Raw genomic sequence first — 23,815 nt, forward strand, 5'->3', positions numbered from 1 at the left:
AGAATAATGTTTTAAGAATTACATTGTTCATGCAGGCATGCTCAAGGGATATCTTATACTCTATTCTAAATTCATATTTTTAGTATTCAACTATATTTTTGAAGATCGGATTTCTCTATCCTCCGTGCAAACATTAATAACTACTTTATTTTCTTTTTGTTTGTATCAAGATGTTCTACAACAACGCTTTGGAAATTATCTTTATTATCTTTTTTTTCATACTATAAACATTGATGCCTATTCCAGGTACTATGATTGGTATCTTCCATACCTTTAGCATGAACAATGACCTATTATATTTTCTCCAGATAGTCGATTACTAACAGCGTATTCTTTTTCTTCCAGTATAAGGATTTTCATTTCTCAGAACTTCATTTACATTGATCTCTTTAGGTTATCTAGCTGTATTTTATCAATATAGCCTTCTCCTATACCAATACCTCATCATTTGAACAATTGACAACTTTATTGTTGCCACTATGCTTACTGAGCATATTTCAAAAACTAATAAAATAGAGAAAATATTCTTCATAATAAATGAAACACAGAATTGGGAAGAATTTAGGGATTGACATAGATCCAAATCTTTTAAAATTGATCAATTTGTTAGAAAAAAATAATTCTGAGATGATTTGGTAAAATTTGAGGCGAAGCGATAAGCACAAGCACTTAGCAACTAAAGCTAAAGATGACAGGTAAGCAAAAGTTTTTTTAAAAGACCTACAGATTTTAAGATTTAATTTTTATAAGCAAAAATTTTTTAGACAAAACATGCAGAATTAAAGAAATTGAGACTAATAAAGATGTACCTAATTTTAATAATTAAGTTTACTAAATTTTTCTAAATTCTTAAGCATATTTATAAGCTATTTTAAGCTTGTGTGGCTTTATCAGGTTATTGTAGTAATGGCTATTTCCCCTCAAATTATTTGCTCTTTTTTTATTATTATAAATAGGATTGTCAGGATCGTTACATCTAATAGCCGTCAAATTTTTTAAAAACATATCCTTTATAAAATCACTTATTTTGCCATATTACCTATTTTTATTATAAATTTTTATGTGCTATAAACAATCTTATTATTTATTGATGGTCTACACTGTATTACAATATTAAATAACATCATTATAGTTTTATTTATGTTAACTATTTTCAGCCAGATTTTTTTTTGCTGATTTTAAAATATAAAAATTTAACTCACCACTCTATTAGAAGGAATAACAATCATGGAACATAAATTACCAGAACTGCCTTATAGCTTAGATGCTCTTGCTCCTCATATTTCTAAGGAAACTTTAGAATACCATTACGGAAAACACCATCAGACCTATATTACCAATATGAACAATCAGATTAAGGGTACAGAATTCGAAAACATGCCTTTAGAAGAGATTGTAAAAAAATCATCTGGTGGTCTCTTCAACAACGCAGCACAATCCTGGAATCATACTTTTTACTGGTTTGGTTTTGCACCCAATGGCGTTGCCTTAAATGAAGCAGGAAGTTTAGCCAAAGCGATTGTTGCAAAATGGACAAGTTTTGATGCCTTCAAAGAAGCTTTTAATCAGGTTGCAGCGGGTACGTTTGGTTCTGGCTGGGCATGGCTAGTTAAAACTCCTAAAGGCGAATTAGATTTAGTCTCAACCAGTAATGCGGCTACACCGTTAACGAGCGAAAATATCCCATTGTTAACTTGTGATGTTTGGGAACATGCTTATTATATTGATTACCGCAATAGTCGCCCAAATTATTTAATTAATTTTTGGGAAATTGTTAATTGGGAAGAAGTTGAAAAGCGGTTTGCTGCTTAATTGTACGAATAGTCATAAAGAGAAGCAATATATGCCTAAAAAGCTGCTTTTTTCAAGCAGCTTTTTTTATTTTAGATTGAAAAAGACAGCAACCAATCTTTTAACAATTAATCAAGCTTAGTTTTGCGGCATTTGCCAATAATTTTCGGCATTATGCTCTTGAATATACTTTTTGAATTCAGCAGATTGATAAGCTTTGACTATCGCTTGTGCCCATGGTTTTTGAGCATTTTCTGCCTTTACTGCCACCACTAATTCATAATCAGGAATAATATCTTCGTTCAATATTGCTTTCTTGGGATCCACTTTAGCAGCATAAGCCCGGCTTCCCGGAATAACGGAGTAATCAAAATCATTTAATGTCCTTGGAATATTCCCTGCATCCATTTCAACGATATCTAATTGATAAGGATTGGTTTGAATATCGTTTTTAGATAAGATGCTTGATTGGTTTGTTGGATTTAAAGTAATCCACCCAGCTTTAGCCAATAAACGATATGCTCTTGCGGTATTTGAAGGGTCATTTGGCACTGCGATTTTGCTTCCCTTCTTGACTGCTTGCAAATTAGTGTATTTGGCCGAATAGATGGCTGTGGGAACTGTTGGTATATGGGTTAACGCTACCAAATCGGCTGTTTTATTTTGATTGAAATCTGTCATGTAGGCGGTGTGCTGATCAACATTTAAATCTATGCTACCTTGCTGCAAAGCTATATCTGCTTGCAACAAATCAGAAAAATCTATTTGCTTAATTTGATAACCCTGTTTTTCTAAAATGGGTTTCACTGCATCTAAAAACAGTTGGCTATAAGGCCCTGGGGAAGTTCCGATAATGATTTGATTTGGGCTATCGTCTTTTTTATCACAAGCCATAATTAACATACATGTTAAGAGAAAAAGGATCAGCTTTTTATATAATTTCATGCTTCTACTCCTGTTTGAATAAGGTGGCTTTTGTTCTGGTTAAGGAAGTTTTGTTCGAGGTATAAATTAGTCGTAATTTCAAATACCAATATAATGTGTTTTGACCAGAAAGGAATCTATTTGATTTCAAGTAAGTGTAAACAAATTCTAAGCAGCCGTTTAGATTTTATTCTTCTGAATTAAGAAAAAAATGTTATAAAAAAATATCTCTGAGATCGAGCTATTTTTTTAATTCTTCTTGGTTTCCGCTGAACCCTTTACCTTGTCTTTGCACATTAAAATGGTCGAAACTAACGCGCTGACAGTCATAATCATGATGACATAATCCAAACGCTGATAAACTTAATTCACTGTCAGATCACTGATCTCGCCATTTCCTGTACCTGACATAACAGCGACCTCAATGCAACTAATCAATAATGATTAACCATCAAGTTAAGATAAAAAGGATCAGTTTTTAAATAATCTCTTGCTTCAGCATCTGTTTATGAAGAGTGGCTTTTTGGTCTGGTTATAGAAATTTTGTGGTGCTTATAATTCGATCTTATTTTCAAATAACAAAAAATCTATCTTGAACGAAACTAAATCTAGTGAATATTCAGTCATTATCATCAAAATCTCAGTAGCGAATGAGATATTATTCTTCTGCATAAAAATTGTTATTAAAAAAAACAGCTCTTGGATCGAGCTGTTTTTCTTTAATTTTTCTTGGTTTTCGCTGAAAGCCAGTTACCTAGACTTTGTACACTTTGAACAATCAGCACTAGTACGATGACGGTAATGATCATAATGACATAATCAAAACGCTGATAACCATAATTTACAGCTAGATCACCGATACCCCCTCCACCTACGGTACCTGACATGGCAGTGGCATCAATTAATCCAATCAGAGCTGTGGTTAAAGCTAACACGATTGATGGCATGGCTTCAGGTAAAATAAAATAGCGGATAATCTGAAAGTTTGTCGCCCCCATAGACTGAGCTGCCTCAATGATACCTGCTGGAACACTTAATAAAGAATTTTCAATTAATCGGGCAATATAAGGGGCAACAAATATAATTAATGGAATAAACATTGCTTTGGTACCAATGGATGTATGCACAAATGGTCTAGCCATTGGTAAAACACAGATTAATAAAATGATAAATGGCAATGATCGTATGGTATTAATGATAATATTAAGTATTTTATGAAGAAATGGCTTAGGCCAAATGCCATTTTTACGTATTAGTACCAATAAAATTCCCAACAACATACCCAGCAGTGACCCCAAAACGAAGGATACACTTACCATGTTGAATGTTTGAACTAAAGCCATCCCAAATTGTTCTTTGGTCAGCGAAGTTGTCAACCATTGATTCATGCCACACCTCTTTCAATATGAACACCTTTTTCTTGTAGAAATTTTACAGCTGCTTGAATTTGATCTTCAGGTCCATTCATTTGGATAAACATGCTACCCAATACCACACCACTGATTTCACGCATATTGCCAAATAAGATATTGATTTCTACAAGCTGTTTTAAAATTAATTCATTCACCACTGGTTTTCTGGCAGAGTCACCTAAAAATTCAAGTCGATAGATATTGTCTTGTCTGGGCAAGCTGGCCAGAACTGCTTCAGGAATTTGCGGGCTTAATACGGTGCTAACAAATTTTTTGGTGGTATCCTGCTGCGGTGCTGAAAAGATATCTAAAACAGAACCTTGTTCAATGATTTGCCCTTTTTCCATCACGGCAACTTTATTACAGATAGAAGCAATCACTTCCATTTCATGCGTCACCAGCAGAATGGTTATTTTACGTTCATCATTAATCTGTTTTAATAATTTCAAAATTGATAATGTCGTTTGCGGATCAAGAGCTGAAGTGGCTTCATCACAAAGTAATATGGTCGGTTCTGTGATTAATGCCCGAGCGATACCCACACGTTGTTTTTGTCCACCAGACAACTGGCTAGGATAGCTGTCTTTTTTAGCGGATAAGTCCACATAAGACAACATGGCTTCAACACGCTTTTGTATTTCTGCACGGTTTATGCCTTGAAGGATTAAGGGAATAGCAACATTTTGTGCTACTGTTTTGGATTCCAGTAAATTAAAGTGCTGGAAAATCATACCAATCTTTTTTTTATGTTGACGCTGTGCTGCTCTATTTAAGCTATTCACGTTCACGCCATCCACTTGTATGCTACCGGATGATGGTTTTTCTAACTGGTTAACCAGACGAATCAAACTACTTTTACCTGCTCCGCTCCAGCCAATTAAACCAAAGATATCTCCGGTATCAACGGTGAGATTGATGTCATTCAACGCATGGACATGCTGATGATTTTTTATATAGGTTTTGTTTATATTTTCAAATATGATCATATTCACTCGGATTATGGATGGTTCTTTTTATTTAAATGTTTTAAATAGGATTATTATGTCCTAAAGCTTGGAAGTATCATAGCTTAAAACATGTATTTATGTTGATAAAATTTGCTTTGACTTGAGGTTCAAATACAAATTTAAACTTTGACGTTCTTTTATAGCACGCATATGTGACTGTTAGTGACTAAATTTTTTCCAGTTAATTGAATAACATTGTTGCTCCTGCCAAGATTGTACGAAAGCATTGCTGCTTAACCATTGCCATTCACGTTCTCGAGCTGTTTTGATTTCATCCTGCCATGTAGATGATGTCACGGCTGGATGACACATGATTATAGCCCCTTGTGCAGGTATCGCGCTTAACCACTGGTTCCATTTTAGTTCGAGTGTATCTATGTTAGCGTTAAAATCATACACTCCACCAAAAGCAGGGTTATAAGGTAGACCTTGTTTTTGAAGAAGGGTATCTAATCTTTTGCCACCTAAATGATAAATTAATTGTGCTTTCAGATCTGGTTGAATCGGTTTTGTGCTGCGAATCCCAACACTTTTACCATAACGTTGCTCGGTAATGCGGATTAGTGCCTCCCGAATTTGTGGAAATTGATGAACGTGCTGGTGACCATCAATAAATATGGGTTTTTTATTGATTACATCCTCAAATTTATCTAGCTGTTGATTAATCAGATCGGTTAAATAGTTTTCTGGCAGCAAATGAAGATAAGAACTAAACAAAATTTTTTTTAAACTGGCTTTGGCTTGAAAACCGGTTAAATCCAGATGTAATCCGATGTCAATGTTTAGTTGGTGTAATTGGTTTACCGCATCTGCAGCAATTTTTCCCTGACTCATAAAACTGGTAGCTTGGATACGCTGCATTTGCGCAAGTAACACTACCGCTTCATTGACAGGTTCTGACAAACCCAAATCATCAACATTAATCATGACTGGCTTCATTAGCGTCCTTTATTCTGAATGCCCAAAACTTACCTAATAAAAAAGAAATGATGGTGACTAAAATAGTCACCATAAACCATACCCACCAATAAGCTTGATCACCCAGCCATTTCAAAGCGTTGATAAATAATATCTGATTTAAGATGAATGCGGAAACTGAGCTGAAAAACCACCGCCATAAAGTATGCTGCCATTTATGTAAATGATGGCGGAATGTAAACTGGAAATGACCGATAAAGCTGATGATAAAAGCAATCAAGAAAGCTATCGGATTAGCCAACTGCGGTGTGAGTTTTAAGTTTTGTACTAATAATAGTAAGCTGATGAAATGGGTGGCCGCTGCCGCTGCACCGATGAGACAAAACCATAAACCCTGTTTGGAATAATGTTTCATTGAGGTTCGCTACTGTCCCATTCTTGATTAATGAGATAAAGCGGTCGTTGTTTCACCTCTTCATAAATGCGACCAATATATTCACCTATCAAACCCAGACAAATTAACTGCAAACCGGTTGAAAACATGATACCTGCAGCTAAAGTTGGCCAACCAGCTAAATCTTTACCAAAAATTAATGTGTCAAATACGATATATATACCATATATGATGGCAATCAAAGAGATGATCATTCCAATACGAGAAATCCAGCGCAATGGTCGTTGCGAAAAAGAAGTGATGCCAACTAATGCTAACTCGAATAAACTGATGTAATTGAATTTGCTTTTTCCAGCTTGTCTTATATCTGCTTGAAAGGGAATAAATAGGGTTGAAAAACCAACCCATGCGTACAATCCTTTCATGAATCGTTGCCGTTCTGGCAGTTGCAAGATGGCATCAACGACTTTCCTTCTCATCAGGCGAAAATCTCCCGCATTCGGAGTAAGATGGTATCGATGCGTATCTTGCATAAAACAGTAAAAGCTTTTTTTCAATAGACGAGCCAAAGTGCTTTCGTTTTCGCGAGATTCTTGAACTGCAGCGACAACATCTACGTTATTGCTCTCAATTGCGGTTAGCATTTGTGCCAGTATGGCAATAGGATGTTGACCATCTGCATCCATCATGCTGACTAACTCACCGCGTGACTCCGTCAAACCGGCAGTTAATGCAGCTTCTTTACCAAAATTACGTGAAAATTGAATAAGGCGCAATGTGGTATTGCTTGGTTTAAGCATGAGATTTTGCTGATAGGTCTCAACAATATTATCTTTACTACCATCATCAATCATAATAATTTCACTCTGCATTGCTAACTGTGCAGTAAAAGCCAATAATTGGGGTAAGAATTGCCCCACAGCTTTAGCGTCATTGTAGATAGGTAGAATAATACTCAATCCAATTTTTTGCGCGTTCATCAATACCATCTCTTACCCTAGAATTTCAGTGATTATAACTGGAATTTAACCAGAGATATTTTCTATGAATTTCTTAATAAGATAAAGTTAAAATATAGAAATTTAAGGTCATTGTATTTAGCTAAATGTTTTACAAATTACCATAAAGTTAGTTTTTATTGATCAGGCAATGGTTTGGAATATAGGCTTGCCAAACGATTTTTAATGGTTGCCGCTCTGGTAGCTTATTCCAGCCAATGACCCATTGCCCTTGTTTTACTGTCAAGTTTTGATCTGCTGCCAAAGATTTAAGCCACGGTATATTGGGCTGTTCTCCCTCCAGCCATATGGCTAAAGTACCGTGCTGGTGTAAACGTTGCTCACTCATCCAAGGTGAATAGACAGCTTTACCAGAGATCATGACGGAAGGAGAAAATTTGGAGTAAGATGCAATCAACAAAACCGGCCAGTCAGACCCAGTAATATTATCCATCTGGCAAGAGGATAAGGATTGCCATTGTTGATCTGCTTCATGAGCCATCGCAGTTTGCGGCCAATCCATGCGAGATGGCTTATGCCGAATACGTGCACCAAAACTAATATATAAAATCATTAACAAAGTTACTATGGCGACCCAGATGGATATGCCTTTTAATAAAGAAGTATATTTTTGTTGGGACCAAAGCTGCTCTGGAATCATGGCGACAACAATTAAACCAGAAAGCCCCCACATCGGCATGCCCCACATATCTCGCAACCCCACTCCAAACACCAGTCCTATCAATACCAGCATTACGGTTGGAAATAATCCCATCCACAACAAGTAGAACCAGTCGTTTTGACCCATTATTTTTTTAGGTTGTTTGAAGCTTAACCGAGTTCGCGTACAAATTAAGATAATCAAAAGCGGTAAATGATTAATCAATTGGGTAGCAAGATACCCTAACGCTGCAAAATGTCCGTTTCGATTGGCGTCTTCTGCTGAACGAGCTGAAGCATACGTTATGGAAATCCAGTCATGCTGCATCAACCAGTATAAATTGGGAGAAAATATCGCTATAGCAATAACTAATGCCAGCCATGGTTTAAAACTAAGCCATATTCGACGATAATGCGTCAAAACTGAGAAAATCAATATACTGAGTAGCAGTACCGCTACTGTATATTTGATTAACATACCAATACCGGCTAATAAACCCAATACTAGCCAATACTGCAGCCGGTTATGTTTTATAGCCAGATAAAAAATATAGACCAACCCCAGCCATACTGGCATTTGAGCAATATTGTGATTAAATTCGAGCGACGGCCAAGTATAATAAAAGATAGCGAGCAAAAACAAAGCCCCAATAAAAGCCCTCTGGCGGCTCATTAGCTCGGTGCCAAATAAGTAAGCAATCCATAAACTTAGCACAATGGTGCATTGACTAAGAAAGTATGGACCGATGTGACCAAATACGTAATAAAAAGAATATAATACCCAACTTGAAAAAGGTGGATGTTTATAATAACCCCATTGCCATTCTCGCCCCCAATATATACCTTCTGGTACATCCAATGGATAGCTGGCTGAAAGGATAAACGGTGCAACTATCCAAATAACAAAATATAAAATTAACCACGCGGGCAATCTGATTGAAAACGGTTTGGATGACATATCAAACTATCTGTAGGCACAATTGGCTGAATTATAATAGTCAGGTTGGTAATCCACAAATAATGTAAGAATTAACCCTCACACATAAATTTAAATTTGATATGAATACTTGAAAAGCACTATTCAAGCTGAAATAAAATTTGAATGAGCTTGGGGGTTATCACCAGAGTAAAATTTAAATCTATCTAGGCTACACTAAATTTTGTCGTGATTTTATGTGGCCAAACTAATTCTAATTCATCACCTGATTGAATTGCAGCCACACCAGCTGGTGTACCCGTATAAATAATATCGCCTACCTGTAAGCCATATATAGTTGATAAATAACTAACGATATAAGCGCAAGAAAATATCATATCCTGAGTATTGCCTTGTTGACGCTTCTGACCATTGACGTTAAGGTAAAACGTTTCAGCATTAATATTTTCGACAGCTTGTGAACCAATAAAATGTGATAAGCAAGCAGAAGTGGGAAAACCCTTAGCCTTAGTCCATGGTAAACCTTTCGCTTTGAGCTGAGTTTGTACATCACGAGCGGTTAAATCTAAACCAATTGCATAACCTCCCACATAGTTTAATGCCTCTTCCTGCGAAACATTAGCAGCATCCTTGCCAATATACATCACTATTTCACATTCATGATGAATATCCTGACTAAATGAGGGCAATTGAATTTGTTCCCCCGGTTGAATCAATGCTGATGTGGGCTTGAGAAACACCACTGGCTCACCGGGATTAGCATTATTCAATTCTTTAATATGTTCAGAATAATTGCGCCCTATACAAAAAATATTCCCCAGCAAAACTTCTTGTCCAGCTACATTAATTTTTTTCATCATCTTGGCCTATTGTTAGCTTAAAGTAGAATACCCAAACCTTATATGGTCTATATCATGATCATATCGTAAACCTGAATATATTTTGCTGCAAAACCCGAAAATAATCTGAATCCGGATTTGGCAAACAACTTCATGGTGACTATACAGCTTTGGCGGTTTAACTCAGGCTTAATTCTTACCCCTTAACCTTATTTAGATCTTGATCAATGGTAAGATAACATCAATCATGCGTCATTACGGCACGCATCTACGCCTTCTTGTACAGAACTAACCCCAATAATGGTCAGATTAGGAAAATCGGAGGTCTTTTTCGGACAATTTGCTAAAGGAATGATGGCGTGAGTAAAGCCTAATTTTTCCGCTTCGCGCAAACGCTCCTGCCCACGCGGTACCGGACGAATCTCCCCAGACAGGCCGACTTCACCAAAGACAATCATTTTTTCGGGTAGTGGTCGATTACGATAGCTAGAAAGCATAGCTAATATTACCGCTAAGTCTGCAGCTGGCTCACTAATTTTTACCCCGCCAACAGCATTTAGAAATACATCCTGATCATAACAGGCAATGCCAGCATGTCGATTCAACACAGCCAAAAGCATAGATAAACGCTCCTGCGCAAGTCCGACAGTGAGGCGCTTAGGCGCAAACCCGTGAGCATCATCAACCAATGCCTGAATTTCTACCAATAAAGGTCGCGAACCTTCTTGTGTTACTAAAACACAAGATCCCGGAACATCATCTCGATAACTGGATAAAAATAAGGCTGAAGGATTAGATACGCCCTTCAAACCTTTTTCAGTCATGGCAAATACGCCCAATTCATTGGCTGCACCAAATCGATTTTTCATGGTGCGTATCATGCGATAATTTGAGTGGGTTTCACCTTCAAAATACAGCACCGTATCGACCATATGCTCCAGTACTCTTGGACCAGCAATGGCACCGTCTTTAGTAACATGCCCTACCAACAGCATAGAGATACCGTGATGTTTGGCTAACCGAGTTAACTGAGCCGCACACTCCCTTACCTGCGAAACCGACCCTGGCGCAGAAGTGATGTTTTCCGAATACATCGTTTGAATTGAATCAATCACCACGACATCTGGTTTTTGCTGCAAAATGGCCGCTGCAATAGCTTCAACTCGTATCTCAGCCAACAAATGTACACCATCTGCGTTGACACCAAGCCGCTGGGCGCGTAATGCCACCTGCTGCGCAGATTCTTCACCTGAAACGTATAGCACTGAAGAACGTTCGGTCATCAAGGCAATCGTTTGCAAAAGTAAAGTCGATTTACCAATACCGGGATCACCACCCAACAAGATGACAGCACCTTCCACCAGACCACCACCAAGCACTCGATCCAGCTCAGTCATTCCAGTAGCATTACGATGTACCTCCACCGCACTGACATCAGCCAGAAGTTGAACTGGTGAAGCCGAGGCTGCCCATGATTGAAACCGACTGTTTGCTGCCGTTGAAGCAACAATTGCCGTTTCCGATAAAGTATTCCATTCTCCGCAATGCGGGCAACGTCCTTGCCATTTAGACGACACGCCGCCGCAAGCATCACATAAAAATTGAGTTTTTTGTTTAGCCATAACTTTTCCAGTTGAAGTAAGCATTTTATCAAAATTTCACGACAAAAACCTGTAACCATATCAATCAGCATTGAACAATGCATGTAGCAACAAAGGTTTACAATGGCATATTAATTCAATAAAATAAGGTAAACTTTTATTATTCTTTATCAAATGAGTATCAAAAACTGGCCCCAACATGACCGCCCCAGAGAAAAACTGATCAAATATGGTGCTTCCGCCTTAAGTGATACCGAACTTTTAGCGATTTTGTTACGCACGGGAACACAAGGCATGACAGCGGTGGATCTGGCACGCTATTTAATCGAAAAAATGGGAAGTTTAAGAGCACTGCTCAATGCCGATTTCAAAGAACTTAGCCAATATAAAGGGATGGGTATCGCCAGTTATGCCCAGTTCGCCGTAATCCGCGAAATCAGTCAACGCATGCTGGAAGAAGAAATTCGTCGTCAGCCGATATTTACCCAACCGGCTGCTGTCGCGGAATATCTTCGCTTGTACTTCAACCATGAAGAGGTAGAAGTGTGTATAGCCTTATTGCTCAATCAAAGCAACGAATTATTACATACCATAGAACTGGCACGTGGCACGATCAATGAAACCAAAGTTTATACCCGTGAAATAGCCAAAACCGCGCTAAAGTACCATGCCGTATCCATCATTCTAGCGCACAATCACCCTGGGCGCTCATCCAAACCATCCAGTACAGATATCAAATTTACCCAACAGCTCAAAACTGCTTTAAACCTACTGGATATTAGACTTCTGGATCATTTTATTGTCACAACAGACAGTACCACTTCCATGGCTGATTTGAACTTAATATAAATTAAGGCATAATTATTTGCATTCAGCGCATAGAAAACTGGATAAAAAACCAGTTGACCATTACAATACATAGTTTGGTGTTTAGATTATACAAATCTTACGGAGTATCCCATGATCGAATTTGCCCATGCTGCTAATTCTGCTGCATCACCTAACGGACTGATGAATTTTTTACCGTTTGTGTTGATTATCGTTTTGTTTTATTTCATGATGATTCGTCCTCAACAAGCAAAACATAAAAAACATTTACAGATGATCGCTGAGCTTAAAAAAGGTGATAAAGTAATCACTATAGCTGGCATTATCGGCAAAATCACCAAAGTCAATGAAAAGCATTTCACACTGGAAATTGCGCCTAACGTCGAAGTTGATTTTGAACGTAGTGCCATTAGCGCTAAAGTTACTGATTAATTAATCACTTAACTGCCGCAACGTTTCGTTGCGGCGTTTGTTTATTCAATATTTAAATAACTAGTCTGCAAATAAGGCAGCAAATATGAACCGATATCCTTTATGGAAATATCTGCTTATCGTTGTCACCGTAATATTGGGATTCTTATATACTATTCCCAATCTTTTTGGTGAAATACCTGCAGTTCAAATTTCCACTAATCGTCAAGCCATCAGCATAGATGAGCAAACAGAAAAAACCGTTAAAGATGCCTTAGCAGCCGCCCATATTCAACACAACGGCATGTTTATAGCTGACGGTAGCCTTAAAGTACGTTTTAACGATACCGAAACCCAACTTAAAGCACGTGATGCCATTGCTGCTCAGTTTGGAGAAGGCTATATTGTAGCCTTAAATCTTTTAGCCAATACACCGGCCTGGATGGAAAAAATTCATGCCAAACCTATGTTTTTAGGTCTTGATTTACGTGGCGGTGTGCATTTCACCATGCAAGTTGACATGCAGTCTGCTGTAGACAAAACTCTGGATAGTTATAGTGGTGATATTCGCCGCCAATTGCGTAAACTCAATATACGTACAGGCGAAATTATAAAAAAAGATCAAACCTTAATCGTTCCTTTTTTAGCTGCTGAAGATGCCAAAACAGCTTTTCCTCAGCTTAAAAAATATCTGAATGATGCTACCCTGTCTCAAAATGATACTCGTCTGGTGGTGAGCTTAAGTGAAGCAGTTTTAAACCGCATTCGCACAGATGCCGTAAAACAAAACATCAACACCTTACATAACCGGGTAAACGAACTGGGCGTAGCTGAACCAGTTATTCAACAGGCTGGTCCAGATCGCATCGTAGTACAGCTACCGGGGGTTCAGGACACCGCAAAAGCCAAAGACATTATTGGTCGTACCGCTACACTTCAAGTACGCATGGTAAGTGACGATAGCAACCTCTACCAGCAAGCGATACAAGGTAATGTTCCCGCTGGCTATGAATTACTTCCATCCGCCGGCAATGGTCCGCCAACACTGGTTAACAAACAAGTAGAATTAACCGGTGATAATATCAACGATGCACAAGCTAGCTTCAACGACCGTGGACAGCCTGGTGTAAGCGTGAATTTTGATAGCACTGGTGCCAGTATATTTGCAGATCTGACCCGTAATAACGTTGGTAAACGCATGGCGATGGTTTTAATCGATCAAGGTAAATCAGAAGTCATCACGGCGCCGGTGATTAATGAAGCCATACCTGGTGGAAAAACCATTATTTCCGGTAACATGAGTATTGCTGAAGCCAATGATACATCTTTATTATTGCGTGCCGGCTCATTAGCTGCGCCGATGAAAATCATAGAAGAACGCACCATCGGTCCTTCTTTAGGTAAAGAAAACATCAGCAAAGGCTTCCACTCCACACTATGGGGCTTTGTCATCGTTGGCGTATTCATGATGATTTATTATCGCCTCTTTGGCTTATTTTCCGTACTCGCCTTATCATGCAACTTGTTATTCCTGATTGCCATCTTATCAGCAATGCAAGCCACCTTAACCCTGCCTGGCATCGCCGCAATAGCGTTAACCTTAGGCATGGCGATAGATTCGAATGTATTAATTAATGAACGCATTCGTGAAGAACTGCGACATGGCAACACCCCGCAAATGTCAATCAATGCCGGCTATGATCATGCTTGGCATACCATCGTCGACTCCAATATCACTTCTCTGATTGCGGGATTGGCATTGCTGATCTTCGGATCTGGTCCGATTCGTGGCTTCGCCGTGGTGCATTGTTTAGGCATCATCACCTCAATGTATTCTTCAGTAGTGGTGACTCGCGCTATCGTCAATCTGTGGTATGGCAGAAAACGTAAACTTAAATCACTGTCGATCGGACACATCTGGATTGCAGATGACAACAACGCTCGAAACAGCAAGGCTTAAAATATGGAATTTTTCAAGATAAAACGCGATATTCCGTTCATGAGTTACGGCAAGCTTACAACGGCGATATCACTGATAACATTTATTCTTGCCGTGTTTTTTCTGGTCACTCGCGGACTGAATTTTTCGGTTGAATTTACCGGTGGCACCGTAATGGAAGTTGAATTCAAGCAAAGTGCGGATCTGAACTTAATCCGCAACGAGCTAGATGAACTTAAGCTGGGCGAAATACAGGTACAAGCATTAGGCACCAACAAACAAGTCATGATTCGGTTGCCTAACAAAGCCAACGTCACTTCAGCACAATTATCCAATCAAGTTATGGATGTGCTGAAAAAACATCAGCAAGGTGTCATCCTGCGACAGGTAGAGTTTATTGGACCACAGGTTGGAGAAGAGTTGGTTACCCATGGCTTATTGGCTTTAGGCATGGTAATCATTGGCATCATCATCTACCTATCTATGCGCTTCGAATGGCGCTTCGCCGTATCAGCTATCATCGCCAATATGCATGACGTTGTGATTATTCTAGGGTGTTTCGCTTTTTTCCATTGGGAATTTTCTCTAACCGTGCTGGCAGGTATTTTGGCCGTACTGGGATATTCTGTAAACGAATCTGTCGTGGTGTTTGACCGAATCCGTGAGAATTTCCACAAGCCACAGATGCGTGGGCAAAGCGTACCTGCCATTATAGATAATGCCATTACCGCAACCATGAGCCGTACCATCATTACCCACGGATCAACCGAAGCCATGGTTATATCCATGCTAATCTTTGGCGGCGCAGCATTACATGGTTTTGCCATGGCATTGACCATTGGTATCGTATTTGGTATCTATTCCTCTGTGCTAGTCGCTAGCCCACTGTTAATCATGTTTGGTTTGAATCGTCAAAATCTGGTTAAACCACAAAAGAAAAAAGAAGAAGCAGTGGTATAAAGCTGATAATCAGCCCACAAACAAACAGCCTCTAACATGAGGCTGTTTTTGTGCTTACATATTATAAAACTCTGAAAAACAAAACTAGAAAATCTTGAACATTAATCCGTGACCGATAAATGCACAATCATAACTTAATGTAATTCTCTCTCGTCTTTCCAGCCTTTATCCGTTAACACCAATACCGTTGAGCGTCGCTGAGGCTCATTTAAAGATTTCCACCAATTTTCATCAGTTGCTTTAAGTAATTTTTCCGCCCATTTTTCCGGTACCAATTTCGCTTCATAAACTACTTTAGAAACAGTGACACCATTAGCAGGAGTTGGTTCAGTAAATAAAACAACCTTTTCTACCTTTTGGGTACCAAGACACAATAATGGATTTTGTGGAGACGAGATAATCTTATCTTTGGCTTTGTCAGACAAACGATACACCGCTACAGGTATGCTTTTACCATTCTGCAGCACAAAATCTTCATCTTTAGCTTGGTCGTATATGTCCGCATCTTTCAAAATGTCCATTTGATTCAAGGCAGTTTTATTGACACGATCGCCACTGGAATTTTTCAAAGTAATGCGAATTTCCTGAGCGCCAACAGAAGGATTGTTTTTAGATCCATTTTCAACATTATCTAATACTAAATTGACCGGCAAACAAACATGATCATTTTTTCCGAATTCATTAATGGCTTCGGAAAAGTTAGATGGATTGGCTTCCTGCTTGCCACCACAACCCACTAACATCAAGCTAATAACAAGCACGCTCATCTTTCTCATATTTGCCTCTTTCTACTTTGATAAAATTTAGCCTAAGCAAAGGATACAATTAATACAAAATATTAGCAAATAGGCTTATTTTTCCTGCCAGGTAACTTTTTTAAATTGTGATAAAAACGACATAATATTAGTTTTGTCTGACTTAACCGGTATAATAGTCAATTATTTCACCTACAGCATATTACTATGTCCATCAAAATATATGGTATCAGCCAATGCAATACTGTCAAAAAAGCCCGTCAATGGCTTGATGAGAACCATATTGTTGCCGAGTTTATCGACTTCAAAAAACAACCTCCAACCCAAAATGATATTGAATTTTGGCTTACTCAGATTCCAAAAGAGGTACTGATTAATCGTAGAGGGACTACTTGGCGAAAACTTTCATCCGAAGAACAGCAAGCTGCTTTAGTCAGTGATCAGACAGCTATTGATTTAATGCTGGCACAGCCATCTATCATTAAACGGCCAGTATTGATTCACAACAATAAAATTACTATAGGCTTTGATCCCCAACGTTATACCGAAATTTTTGGTCTTTAATCTGCACAAACAAATATGAACACGACTATTTTTATTTCTGATTTACACCTTTCAGAGCATACCCCCCAGCTCAATCAATTATTCCAACGTTGCTTAAATCAATGGCAAGGAAACATAGATGCTTTGTATATATTAGGCGATTTTTTCGATGTTTGGATAGGCGATGATGACGATAGCGACTTTATTCGCAACATCAAATCACAATTAAAACAATTTACCTCGTCTACGCCGGTCTATTTTATGCACGGTAATCGCGATTTTTTATTGGGAAAACAATTTGCAGCCGAAACCGGTATTGATCTTATTGAAGCCCCTCAGTTAACACAGCTATACGGGCAGGATTATCTACTGGTTCATGGAGACGAATTGTGTACCAATGACTTAGCTTATCAGCAATTCAGAATGCAAACCAGAAATCCCTTATGGCAAATGGCAGTTTTGAATAAGCCGCTGGCAGAACGGCGTATGTTAGCTGGACAAATTCGTCAGATGAGCGAAACGCGCAAAAACAGTGAAGGGAAAAGTGAGATTTCAGATGCCAGCGAGAATGGCATTGAGACCCTAATGTCCAGTCAAAATCAAGAACACTTACCTACTCTCATTCATGGTCACACTCACCGCCCCGCCGTTCATGAGCATCTTTGCCATGGCGTGCCCTTCAAGCGGTATGTTATCCAAGACTGGGCCGATGATAAAGGTGGTTACCTGGCAATAGACGAAACAGGTGTCCACGTACATGAATTAAAACTATAATTTTTATGAGCTTGCACCAAATAAGTTATAAATTTCATTTATAACTTATTTTTTTGCATTTGCGTTAAACAACTTCAAATTGTGTCTATAAACCCTGAACATTCAATGATTCATAAACTTCAAAATTTAGTTTAAAATTCAAGTAATCCCTTAAAAATCCATTAATACGCAGGCAAAAAATGAAAATAATTTAAGGTACAAGTTAATTTTAAATTAGCTTGAGCTGCTTAAAAAAATGAATCAATAAAAATCTTTGAACTTCTACCTGAAACCCTCATATTGCTAAGCAAATCCAAAATTACTCCAAAATATGAAGATTCATTTTTTTTTGACAGTCACATGCACCTATCTTCAAGACGGGAACCAGCATAAAAAAATTTATTCAATTTTAAAATTTGCGTTGATTGAATAAAAAACTTTAGAAGTTACTCTCTATAAGAGAATCAGACTTAAATAAGATTTAAAAGCAAAAATATATTTATGTATACTTATATAGCCTTAAGGTATAAATAAAAAAGTGCCAAACTAAGTTGGCACTTTTTTTACTAAATGACCTTTATTTGCTACCGCGCATCAGATCAAAAAAGTCAGCATTATTTTTCGACTGTTTCAGTTTATCAATAATAAACTCCATAGCCTCAATATCATCCATCGGGTGCAAGAACTTACGTAATAGCCACATTTTCTGCAAACGATCATTACTTACCAGCAATTCTTCGCGACGAGTGCCGGAACGGTTAATGTTAATAGCAGGGAATAAACGTTTCTCAGCCATTCGACGATCAAGATGCAATTCCATATTACCTGTGCCCTTGAATTCTTCGTAAATTACATCATCCATTCGGCTACCTGTTTCTACCAAAGCTGTTGCAATGATAGTCAAAGACCCGCCTTCTTCAACATTACGTGCGGCTCCGAAAAAACGTTTAGGACGATGCAAAGCATTAGCATCAATACCACCCGTTAAAATTTTTCCTGAAGCAGGAATAACAGTGTTGTAAGCACGAGCAAGACGAGTTATAGAATCAAGCAAAATGACTACGTCTTTTTTATGTTCTACCAGACGTTTGGCTTTTTCCATAACCATTTCAGCAACCTGTACATGGCGAGTTGCAGGCTCATCAAACGTAGATGAAACCACTTCACCACGTACCGAACGAGTCATCTCAGTGACTTCTTCTGGTCGCTCGTCAATCAAAAGAACAATTAATTCCGCTTCTGGGTAATTGGCCGTAATGGCATGGGCGATATTTTGCAGCATCACCGTTTTACCCGATTTTGGCGGTGCAACCAGCAAAGCTCGTTGTCCAAAACCAATTGGCGCAATCAAATCAATAGCGCGTCCCGTTAAATTTTCTCCAGAACGAATATCACGTTCGAGCACAAATTGGCGATCTGGAAATAAAGGAGTCAGATTTTCAAACAGTATTTTGTGTTTACAAACATCTGGGTCATCTCCATTGATTTTATCCAGCCGCACCAGCGCAAAATAGCGTTCATTATCTTTAGGGACTCGTACACTGCCTTCTATTGTATCTCCAGTGTGTAAGTTAAAACGTCTGATTTGGCTTGGACTAACATAGATATCATCTGGACCTGCCAAATAGGAAGTATCCATGCTGCGTAAAAAGCCAAAGCCGTCTGGTAAAATCTCAAGAGTACCAGAGCAGGTAAACGCTTCACCTTGTTTCATTTTTATGCGCACAATAGCAAAAACAAGGTCTTGTTTACGTAAACGATTGGCATTTTCAATACCAAACTCTTCAGCTATGCCCAATAGTTCAGACACATGTAAATTTTGTAATTCAGAAACGTGCATAAATATATATGTGAATTTATTTATAGGAATTTCAGATAAAAATAGTCTTATGACTCGTAATGACAATAATTAACGAGTTTACTCGCATTGATCATGCAATAGATAAGCGTGATATTGAAAGTCGATTTGTTTAAATCTGCCACAAAGACATTAATCTTAGACTTAAAATTGATCTCTTTTTATAGAGGCAAATTTTATGACGCATTGGGACATAATGTCAAGCTATTATCTACATTTAGTTAATTACTGCCGCGCCAAGAATAACAGCACCAATCAAGCAGTACAGTTTATTTACATTTCATCCTCAGATCTAATTTGATTGAAAGCGCCTCGAAGGATAACTCAAAAGCATAACTCATCACCTAAGTAGCATATTCGGTTAAGTTAGCATATTTTTTGTTATGGATAAATAATGATAAATGTATAATAATTGATATTCCTGATTAACTTTATATGCATTATAAAAATAAGTTCATCAAAGTAAAGAAACCCATGGAAGTATTAAGTATCAAAAAGACAACAGTTTTAGTCAATATTCCACGAAAATGAATAAAATGAATCATTTATAATAAAAGAAATTAAAGCGGTTTAGCACATTAAAGTTACGTAGTAAATAATCACTTATTTTACATTTAGTTAAAATTGCATAAAAATCCACATGATGGAATATGATCACATGCAAACATGGTTAATATGCAAAACTGATGACTTTACAAACCAAATGAAAACAGTTTTAACTTAATTGCATGCCCTCAACAAACTTAACGGAGCCTACCATATCAAATGATTTTTACGACTGATAATGACTGATATAATTAACTTCCTGCTAACACTATCAGACGAATTATGAAAAAATTATCATTGAGTGTACTTGCATTAGCAACCCTACTTACTTTATCTGCTTGCAATGCAGCCGAAAAAGAACAAAAGGCCAGTAGCGAATCAACCGCTGCTTCGATAGCATCCTCTGCCTCTGAGGTAAGAGTTGAGGATCCTCAAACTGCTGGAGAAAAATTCCTCTCTCAGAATAAAACTGCAGCTGGAGTGCACACCACTGCTTCAGGTCTACAATATAAAATCAACCATGAAGGCAATGGCAAATCACCCAAAGCAACCGATATGGTCACTGTAGAATATGAAGGCCGTTTGATTGACGGAACAGTTTTTGATGGCACAGCACCGCACAATAACAAGCCGGCTACCTTCCCATTAAATGGCGTTATTCCTGGCTGGACTGAAGGACTGCAACTGATGAAAGAAGGCAGCAGCTATACCTTCTACATCCCTGCTGATCTGGCGTACGGCAATCAAAGCCCAGCCAGCATTATCCCTGCAAATAGCACGCTGATATTTGATGTCAAATTAATTAAAGTTGGCGAATAAGCCAGCAAACAAAGCAAAAAGCACTCAGAAATGAGTGCTTTTTTAATTTGGCTCCCCGACCAGGGCTCGAACCTGGGACCTGCGGATTAACAGTCCGTCGCTCTACCGACTGAGCTATCAGGGAATGAGGCGAAATTATAACGCCTATTTTTTTACTGTCAAGTCTTTTTATTCAACCTGATTGACAAGATCAGATAACAGATTAAGTTATCAAATAATTAAAAAATGGATGCCGGAATTTATGCATTATTTTCATTATGCCCCAAAATCATCGTACCTACCCCTTGGTCGGTGAATATTTCCAGTAATATTGCATGTGGTACCCTGCCATCGATAATATGAATATCACTAACACCATTAAAGGCTGCTTGCAAAGTTGAATTGATTTTTGGCAACATGCCTCCTTGAAGTGTGCCCGTATTAATGAGGCGATCAATATCTGCTGGAGTCAGTTTATTGATCAACTGGTTATTTTCATCCAGTACCCCCTGGGTATTGGTTAGCATAATCAATTTTTCCGCCTTGAGGCATTCTGCCAGTTTACCAGCCACCACATCCGCATTAATATTGAATGCTTCCCCATTTTTTCCCACTCCTATTGGCGCCACAACAGGGATATAGCCTTGGTGTACCATCTGCTCAATTAATTGAGTATCAATACTTTCAATTTCTCCTACCTGACCAATATCTGTTTGATTCTCCAGAAGTAGTTTTTTTGCCTTAATGAAATGATTATCCCGCCCAGTAATGCCAACTGCATGCCCGCCATATAGGTTCAATAGAGAAGCTATTTCTTTATTAACGCAACCACCTAACACCATTTCAACAATATTCATGGTTTCGCCATCGGTAACACGCATTCCCTGAATAAATTGATTTTCTTTGCCGATTTTTTGCAGCATTTCATTAATTTGTGGTCCACCCCCATGCACAATAACTGGATGTATGCCTACCAATTTCAATAAAACAATATCTTTGGCAAATTGCTCTTTTAAATGATCTTCAGTCATGGCATTGCCACCATATTTGATTACCATAGTAGAGCCAGAAAAACGACGAATATAAGGTAAAGCTTCAGCCAGTATACTGGCTTTGGTATCAGCATCAATCCCGCTTAGCGTAGAGTAATCTAATGTCATAAATTATCCTTAGTTTATCTGTTATCATTCATATAAAATTTGCTGACGTGGAAACGATAGCCACATTAAACAAACATAGTGATTGAAAATAGAAGTAAAGTCTATGAAATTTATGTTGAATGTGTCTTTTTGCAAACAAGAGCCACATAAGACACTGAAATTGAATGATCATTCATTTTTTTAGCATAAACCAACTTTATTTCATGCCCAAAGAAAATACTAGCAAATTCACTTTCATGTTTAAACAAATTGATCAGGTTTATGCGGGTTAGATCAAGTTGGCAATTTTCTAAGATGTGGAGTGTACAGCTTCGACAATTGATTGAATCATTGATCAATCAATTGTCTTGACCCTATGACTCGAAATGAGCATCGCTATAAAATATCAATTTGCTGTAAAGGCGTACTCACGTCGCTACAGCTTAAGAAATAGACAAGCCGTTACATGGTTTTCGCCATTGTTGGTAAATCTATAAAAGTAACAATAAACCCCCTTATTACATATGTCATATTTAATCACAGCGTTTTAAGGTGGGTGACATCACTATCTAATTAGTTTCAATTTCTTTACTGCCCGTAACGAGCTGTCCATGATCTTAATCCAATTTCGCAGACATACTACCATGGCTAAAAAAGGTTGATAAAATGGCTTGAGCCGCTACCTGATCCAAAACTTGTTTGCGTTTCTTGCCAAATACTCTGGCTTCACTTAACAGACTTTCTGCAATGACCGATGTCCAGCGTTCATCCACCCAATAAACCGGCAGATGAAAGCGCCCATGCAAACGGTTTCCAAAACGTCGACACAAAGCTGAGGCTTCATCGTCTCTATCATCAGCATGTGTCGGTAGGCCAACTACCAAAGCACTTGGCTGCCATTGTTTTATCAATGCGGCAATCTGAATAAAACGTTCATCATTGGTTACCGCAGTAATCGTTGTCAATGGATGAGCTGTAGCCAATTCTGCTTCTCCAACTGCAACGCCAATGCGGGCTGCACCAAAATCGAAACCTAATACCGTTCCTTGGTTTAAAAAATGGTTGCTTAACTTAGGCATGACCAGCCAACCCACTTAAATTAGCGACATTAATATTGAGCAGTTTCAGCGCAGCTTGATAACGTTGTTTATAAGGGATATCAAATAAAACTTTCATATCAGCTGGAACCGAAAGCCAGCTATTAGCTGCTAATTCTTGCTCAAGCTGTCCTGCACTCCAGCTTGAATATCCAATCGTTGCCAATGCCTTATTGACTTCATTATCTTGAGTTAAACCTATAATAATGTCACGTGAAGTAGTCATCGCAATGTCATCTGTTACCAACAGACTACTTTCCCATGATCCTGTAGGTGTATGTACTAGAAAACCCCGGTCAACTTGTACAGGACCGCCCATTAATACCCATTGCCCATGAAATCGTTCAGGCGTAGGAGTTTTTGCGGCGTCAAACAGCAGATCCATCATAATTGGTGATGGTTTATTAACAATAATTCCCATTGCACCATCTGCATTGTGTTCGCAAATGTAAACCACGCTTTCTCTAAAAAACTGATCTTGCATATCTGGCATCGCAATCAAAAAATGATTGGCCAGAGAAAATGAGTTAGCAGCAGTTTTCATCAATTCCATATTGTGTTTATCCAAATTAATAATTGCTATAATAAGAAGAAAGATGATGAGTTAAATCGGGTCAATACAGTGATTTCTCAAGTTGAATCTTTTTAGTTATAATTCTATCAATCATACTACAAGCTGTTAGATTTATCTCTATTCAATATGAATA

The 23,815-nt window shown here is 38.2% G+C and carries 22 protein-coding genes and 1 tRNA gene; 8 read left to right on the forward strand and 15 right to left on the reverse strand.

The window, feature by feature from the left end:
- The first annotated feature begins 1,227 nt into the window (after window positions 1–1,227).
- On the forward strand, window positions 1,228–1,812 hold the full coding sequence (locus tag J3U68_RS05865; protein WP_267375452.1) for a superoxide dismutase: 585 nt from the start codon (window positions 1,228–1,230) through the stop codon (window positions 1,810–1,812).
- Between the two features lie 117 nt (window positions 1,813–1,929).
- Here the strand turns inward: J3U68_RS05865 and J3U68_RS05870 are convergent, their stop codons facing one another.
- From J3U68_RS05870 to radA, 9 genes are all read right to left on the reverse strand, one after another.
- Complete coding sequence (locus J3U68_RS05870) at window positions 1,930–2,736, reverse strand: MetQ/NlpA family ABC transporter substrate-binding protein (RefSeq protein ID WP_267375453.1); 807 nt, start codon at window positions 2,734–2,736, stop codon at window positions 1,930–1,932.
- Between the two features lie 698 nt (window positions 2,737–3,434).
- The gene (locus J3U68_RS05875) at window positions 3,435–4,103 is read right to left on the reverse strand and encodes a methionine ABC transporter permease (RefSeq protein ID WP_267375454.1); all 669 of its coding nucleotides are present in this window, start codon (window positions 4,101–4,103) and stop codon (window positions 3,435–3,437) included.
- Complete coding sequence (locus tag J3U68_RS05880; protein WP_267375455.1) at window positions 4,100–5,113, reverse strand: methionine ABC transporter ATP-binding protein; 1,014 nt, start codon at window positions 5,111–5,113, stop codon at window positions 4,100–4,102. The genes J3U68_RS05875 and J3U68_RS05880 overlap by 4 nt, the downstream gene beginning before the upstream one ends.
- Window positions 5,114–5,293: 180 nt before the next feature.
- Window positions 5,294–6,061 carry a ChbG/HpnK family deacetylase gene (locus J3U68_RS05885; protein WP_267375456.1) on the reverse strand — a complete coding sequence of 256 codons (768 nt, stop codon included), beginning with the start codon at window positions 6,059–6,061 and terminating at the stop codon, window positions 5,294–5,296.
- Window positions 6,054–6,467, reverse strand: a complete 414-nt coding sequence (locus J3U68_RS05890) for a GtrA family protein (RefSeq protein ID WP_267375457.1) — start codon at window positions 6,465–6,467, stop codon at window positions 6,054–6,056. The genes J3U68_RS05885 and J3U68_RS05890 overlap by 8 nt, the downstream gene beginning before the upstream one ends.
- Window positions 6,464–7,426: a glycosyltransferase family 2 protein gene (locus tag J3U68_RS05895; protein ID WP_267375458.1), complete on the reverse strand. Its 963-nt coding sequence runs from the start codon at window positions 7,424–7,426 to the stop codon at window positions 6,464–6,466. Before J3U68_RS05895 ends, J3U68_RS05890 begins: the two co-directional genes overlap by 4 nt.
- A gap of 148 nt (window positions 7,427–7,574) precedes the next feature.
- Entirely contained in the window at window positions 7,575–9,062 is a 1,488-nt protein-coding gene (locus J3U68_RS05900; protein ID WP_267375459.1) for a glycosyltransferase family 39 protein, read from the reverse strand.
- 185 nt (window positions 9,063–9,247) lie between these two features.
- The gene (locus tag J3U68_RS05905; RefSeq protein WP_267375460.1) at window positions 9,248–9,898 is read right to left on the reverse strand and encodes a fumarylacetoacetate hydrolase family protein; all 651 of its coding nucleotides are present in this window, start codon (window positions 9,896–9,898) and stop codon (window positions 9,248–9,250) included.
- A gap of 227 nt (window positions 9,899–10,125) precedes the next feature.
- Entirely contained in the window at window positions 10,126–11,502 is a 1,377-nt protein-coding gene (radA, locus tag J3U68_RS05910; protein ID WP_267375461.1) for a DNA repair protein RadA, read from the reverse strand.
- A gap of 153 nt (window positions 11,503–11,655) precedes the next feature.
- Here radA and radC point away from each other — a divergent pair, with 153 nt between their 5' ends.
- The 4 genes from radC (at window position 11,656) to secF (ending at window position 15,619) form a co-directional block, all read left to right on the forward strand.
- A complete protein-coding gene (gene radC / locus J3U68_RS05915) occupies window positions 11,656–12,330 on the forward strand; it encodes a RadC family protein (RefSeq protein ID WP_267375462.1) in 675 nt (224 codons plus the stop codon).
- Window positions 12,331–12,441: 111 nt separating this feature from the next.
- A complete protein-coding gene (gene yajC, locus J3U68_RS05920; protein WP_267375463.1) occupies window positions 12,442–12,741 on the forward strand; it encodes a preprotein translocase subunit YajC in 300 nt (99 codons plus the stop codon).
- Window positions 12,742–12,826: 85 nt separating this feature from the next.
- Window positions 12,827–14,680 carry a protein translocase subunit SecD gene (gene secD, locus J3U68_RS05925; RefSeq protein WP_267375464.1) on the forward strand — a complete coding sequence of 618 codons (1,854 nt, stop codon included), beginning with the start codon at window positions 12,827–12,829 and terminating at the stop codon, window positions 14,678–14,680.
- Between the two features lie 3 nt (window positions 14,681–14,683).
- Window positions 14,684–15,619 (forward strand): protein translocase subunit SecF, encoded by a 936-nt coding sequence (secF, locus tag J3U68_RS05930; RefSeq protein ID WP_267375465.1) that lies wholly within the window; start codon window positions 14,684–14,686, stop codon window positions 15,617–15,619.
- Between the two features lie 134 nt (window positions 15,620–15,753).
- On the opposite strand, the gene J3U68_RS05935 is transcribed toward secF, so the two are convergent.
- Window positions 15,754–16,395 carry a hypothetical protein gene (locus J3U68_RS05935; protein ID WP_267375466.1) on the reverse strand — a complete coding sequence of 214 codons (642 nt, stop codon included), beginning with the start codon at window positions 16,393–16,395 and terminating at the stop codon, window positions 15,754–15,756.
- Window positions 16,396–16,581: 186 nt separating this feature from the next.
- Here J3U68_RS05935 and J3U68_RS05940 point away from each other — a divergent pair, with 186 nt between their 5' ends.
- A complete protein-coding gene (locus J3U68_RS05940) occupies window positions 16,582–16,938 on the forward strand; it encodes an arsenate reductase (RefSeq protein WP_267375467.1) in 357 nt (118 codons plus the stop codon).
- Window positions 16,939–16,953: 15 nt separating this feature from the next.
- Window positions 16,954–17,691 carry a UDP-2,3-diacylglucosamine diphosphatase gene (locus J3U68_RS05945; RefSeq protein ID WP_267375469.1) on the forward strand — a complete coding sequence of 246 codons (738 nt, stop codon included), beginning with the start codon at window positions 16,954–16,956 and terminating at the stop codon, window positions 17,689–17,691.
- A 556-nt stretch (window positions 17,692–18,247) separates the two neighbouring features.
- Here J3U68_RS05945 and rho read toward each other — a convergent pair.
- Window positions 18,248–19,510: a transcription termination factor Rho gene (gene rho, locus J3U68_RS05950; protein WP_037489654.1), complete on the reverse strand. Its 1,263-nt coding sequence runs from the start codon at window positions 19,508–19,510 to the stop codon at window positions 18,248–18,250.
- A gap of 846 nt (window positions 19,511–20,356) precedes the next feature.
- Between rho and J3U68_RS05955 the strand changes: the two genes are divergently transcribed.
- Window positions 20,357–20,893, forward strand: a complete 537-nt coding sequence (locus J3U68_RS05955) for an FKBP-type peptidyl-prolyl cis-trans isomerase (RefSeq protein WP_267375471.1) — start codon at window positions 20,357–20,359, stop codon at window positions 20,891–20,893.
- A gap of 48 nt (window positions 20,894–20,941) precedes the next feature.
- On the opposite strand, the gene J3U68_RS05960 is transcribed toward J3U68_RS05955, so the two are convergent.
- From J3U68_RS05960 to J3U68_RS05975, 4 genes are all read right to left on the reverse strand, one after another.
- Window positions 20,942–21,017 (reverse strand) — tRNA-Asn (locus J3U68_RS05960).
- A gap of 115 nt (window positions 21,018–21,132) precedes the next feature.
- Window positions 21,133–22,032, reverse strand: coding sequence for an acetylglutamate kinase (gene argB / locus J3U68_RS05965; RefSeq protein WP_267375472.1), 900 nt, complete (start codon window positions 22,030–22,032; stop codon window positions 21,133–21,135).
- Between the two features lie 596 nt (window positions 22,033–22,628).
- Window positions 22,629–23,090, reverse strand: coding sequence for a Holliday junction resolvase RuvX (gene ruvX, locus J3U68_RS05970; protein WP_267375473.1), 462 nt, complete (start codon window positions 23,088–23,090; stop codon window positions 22,629–22,631).
- The gene (locus J3U68_RS05975; protein ID WP_416384631.1) at window positions 23,083–23,661 is read right to left on the reverse strand and encodes a YqgE/AlgH family protein; all 579 of its coding nucleotides are present in this window, start codon (window positions 23,659–23,661) and stop codon (window positions 23,083–23,085) included. The genes ruvX and J3U68_RS05975 overlap by 8 nt, the downstream gene beginning before the upstream one ends.
- Between the last annotated feature and the right edge of the window lie 154 nt (window positions 23,662–23,815).

The organism is Snodgrassella sp. B3882, assembly GCF_026535915.1.
In the GTDB taxonomy this organism is placed as follows: domain Bacteria; phylum Pseudomonadota; class Gammaproteobacteria; order Burkholderiales; family Neisseriaceae; genus Snodgrassella.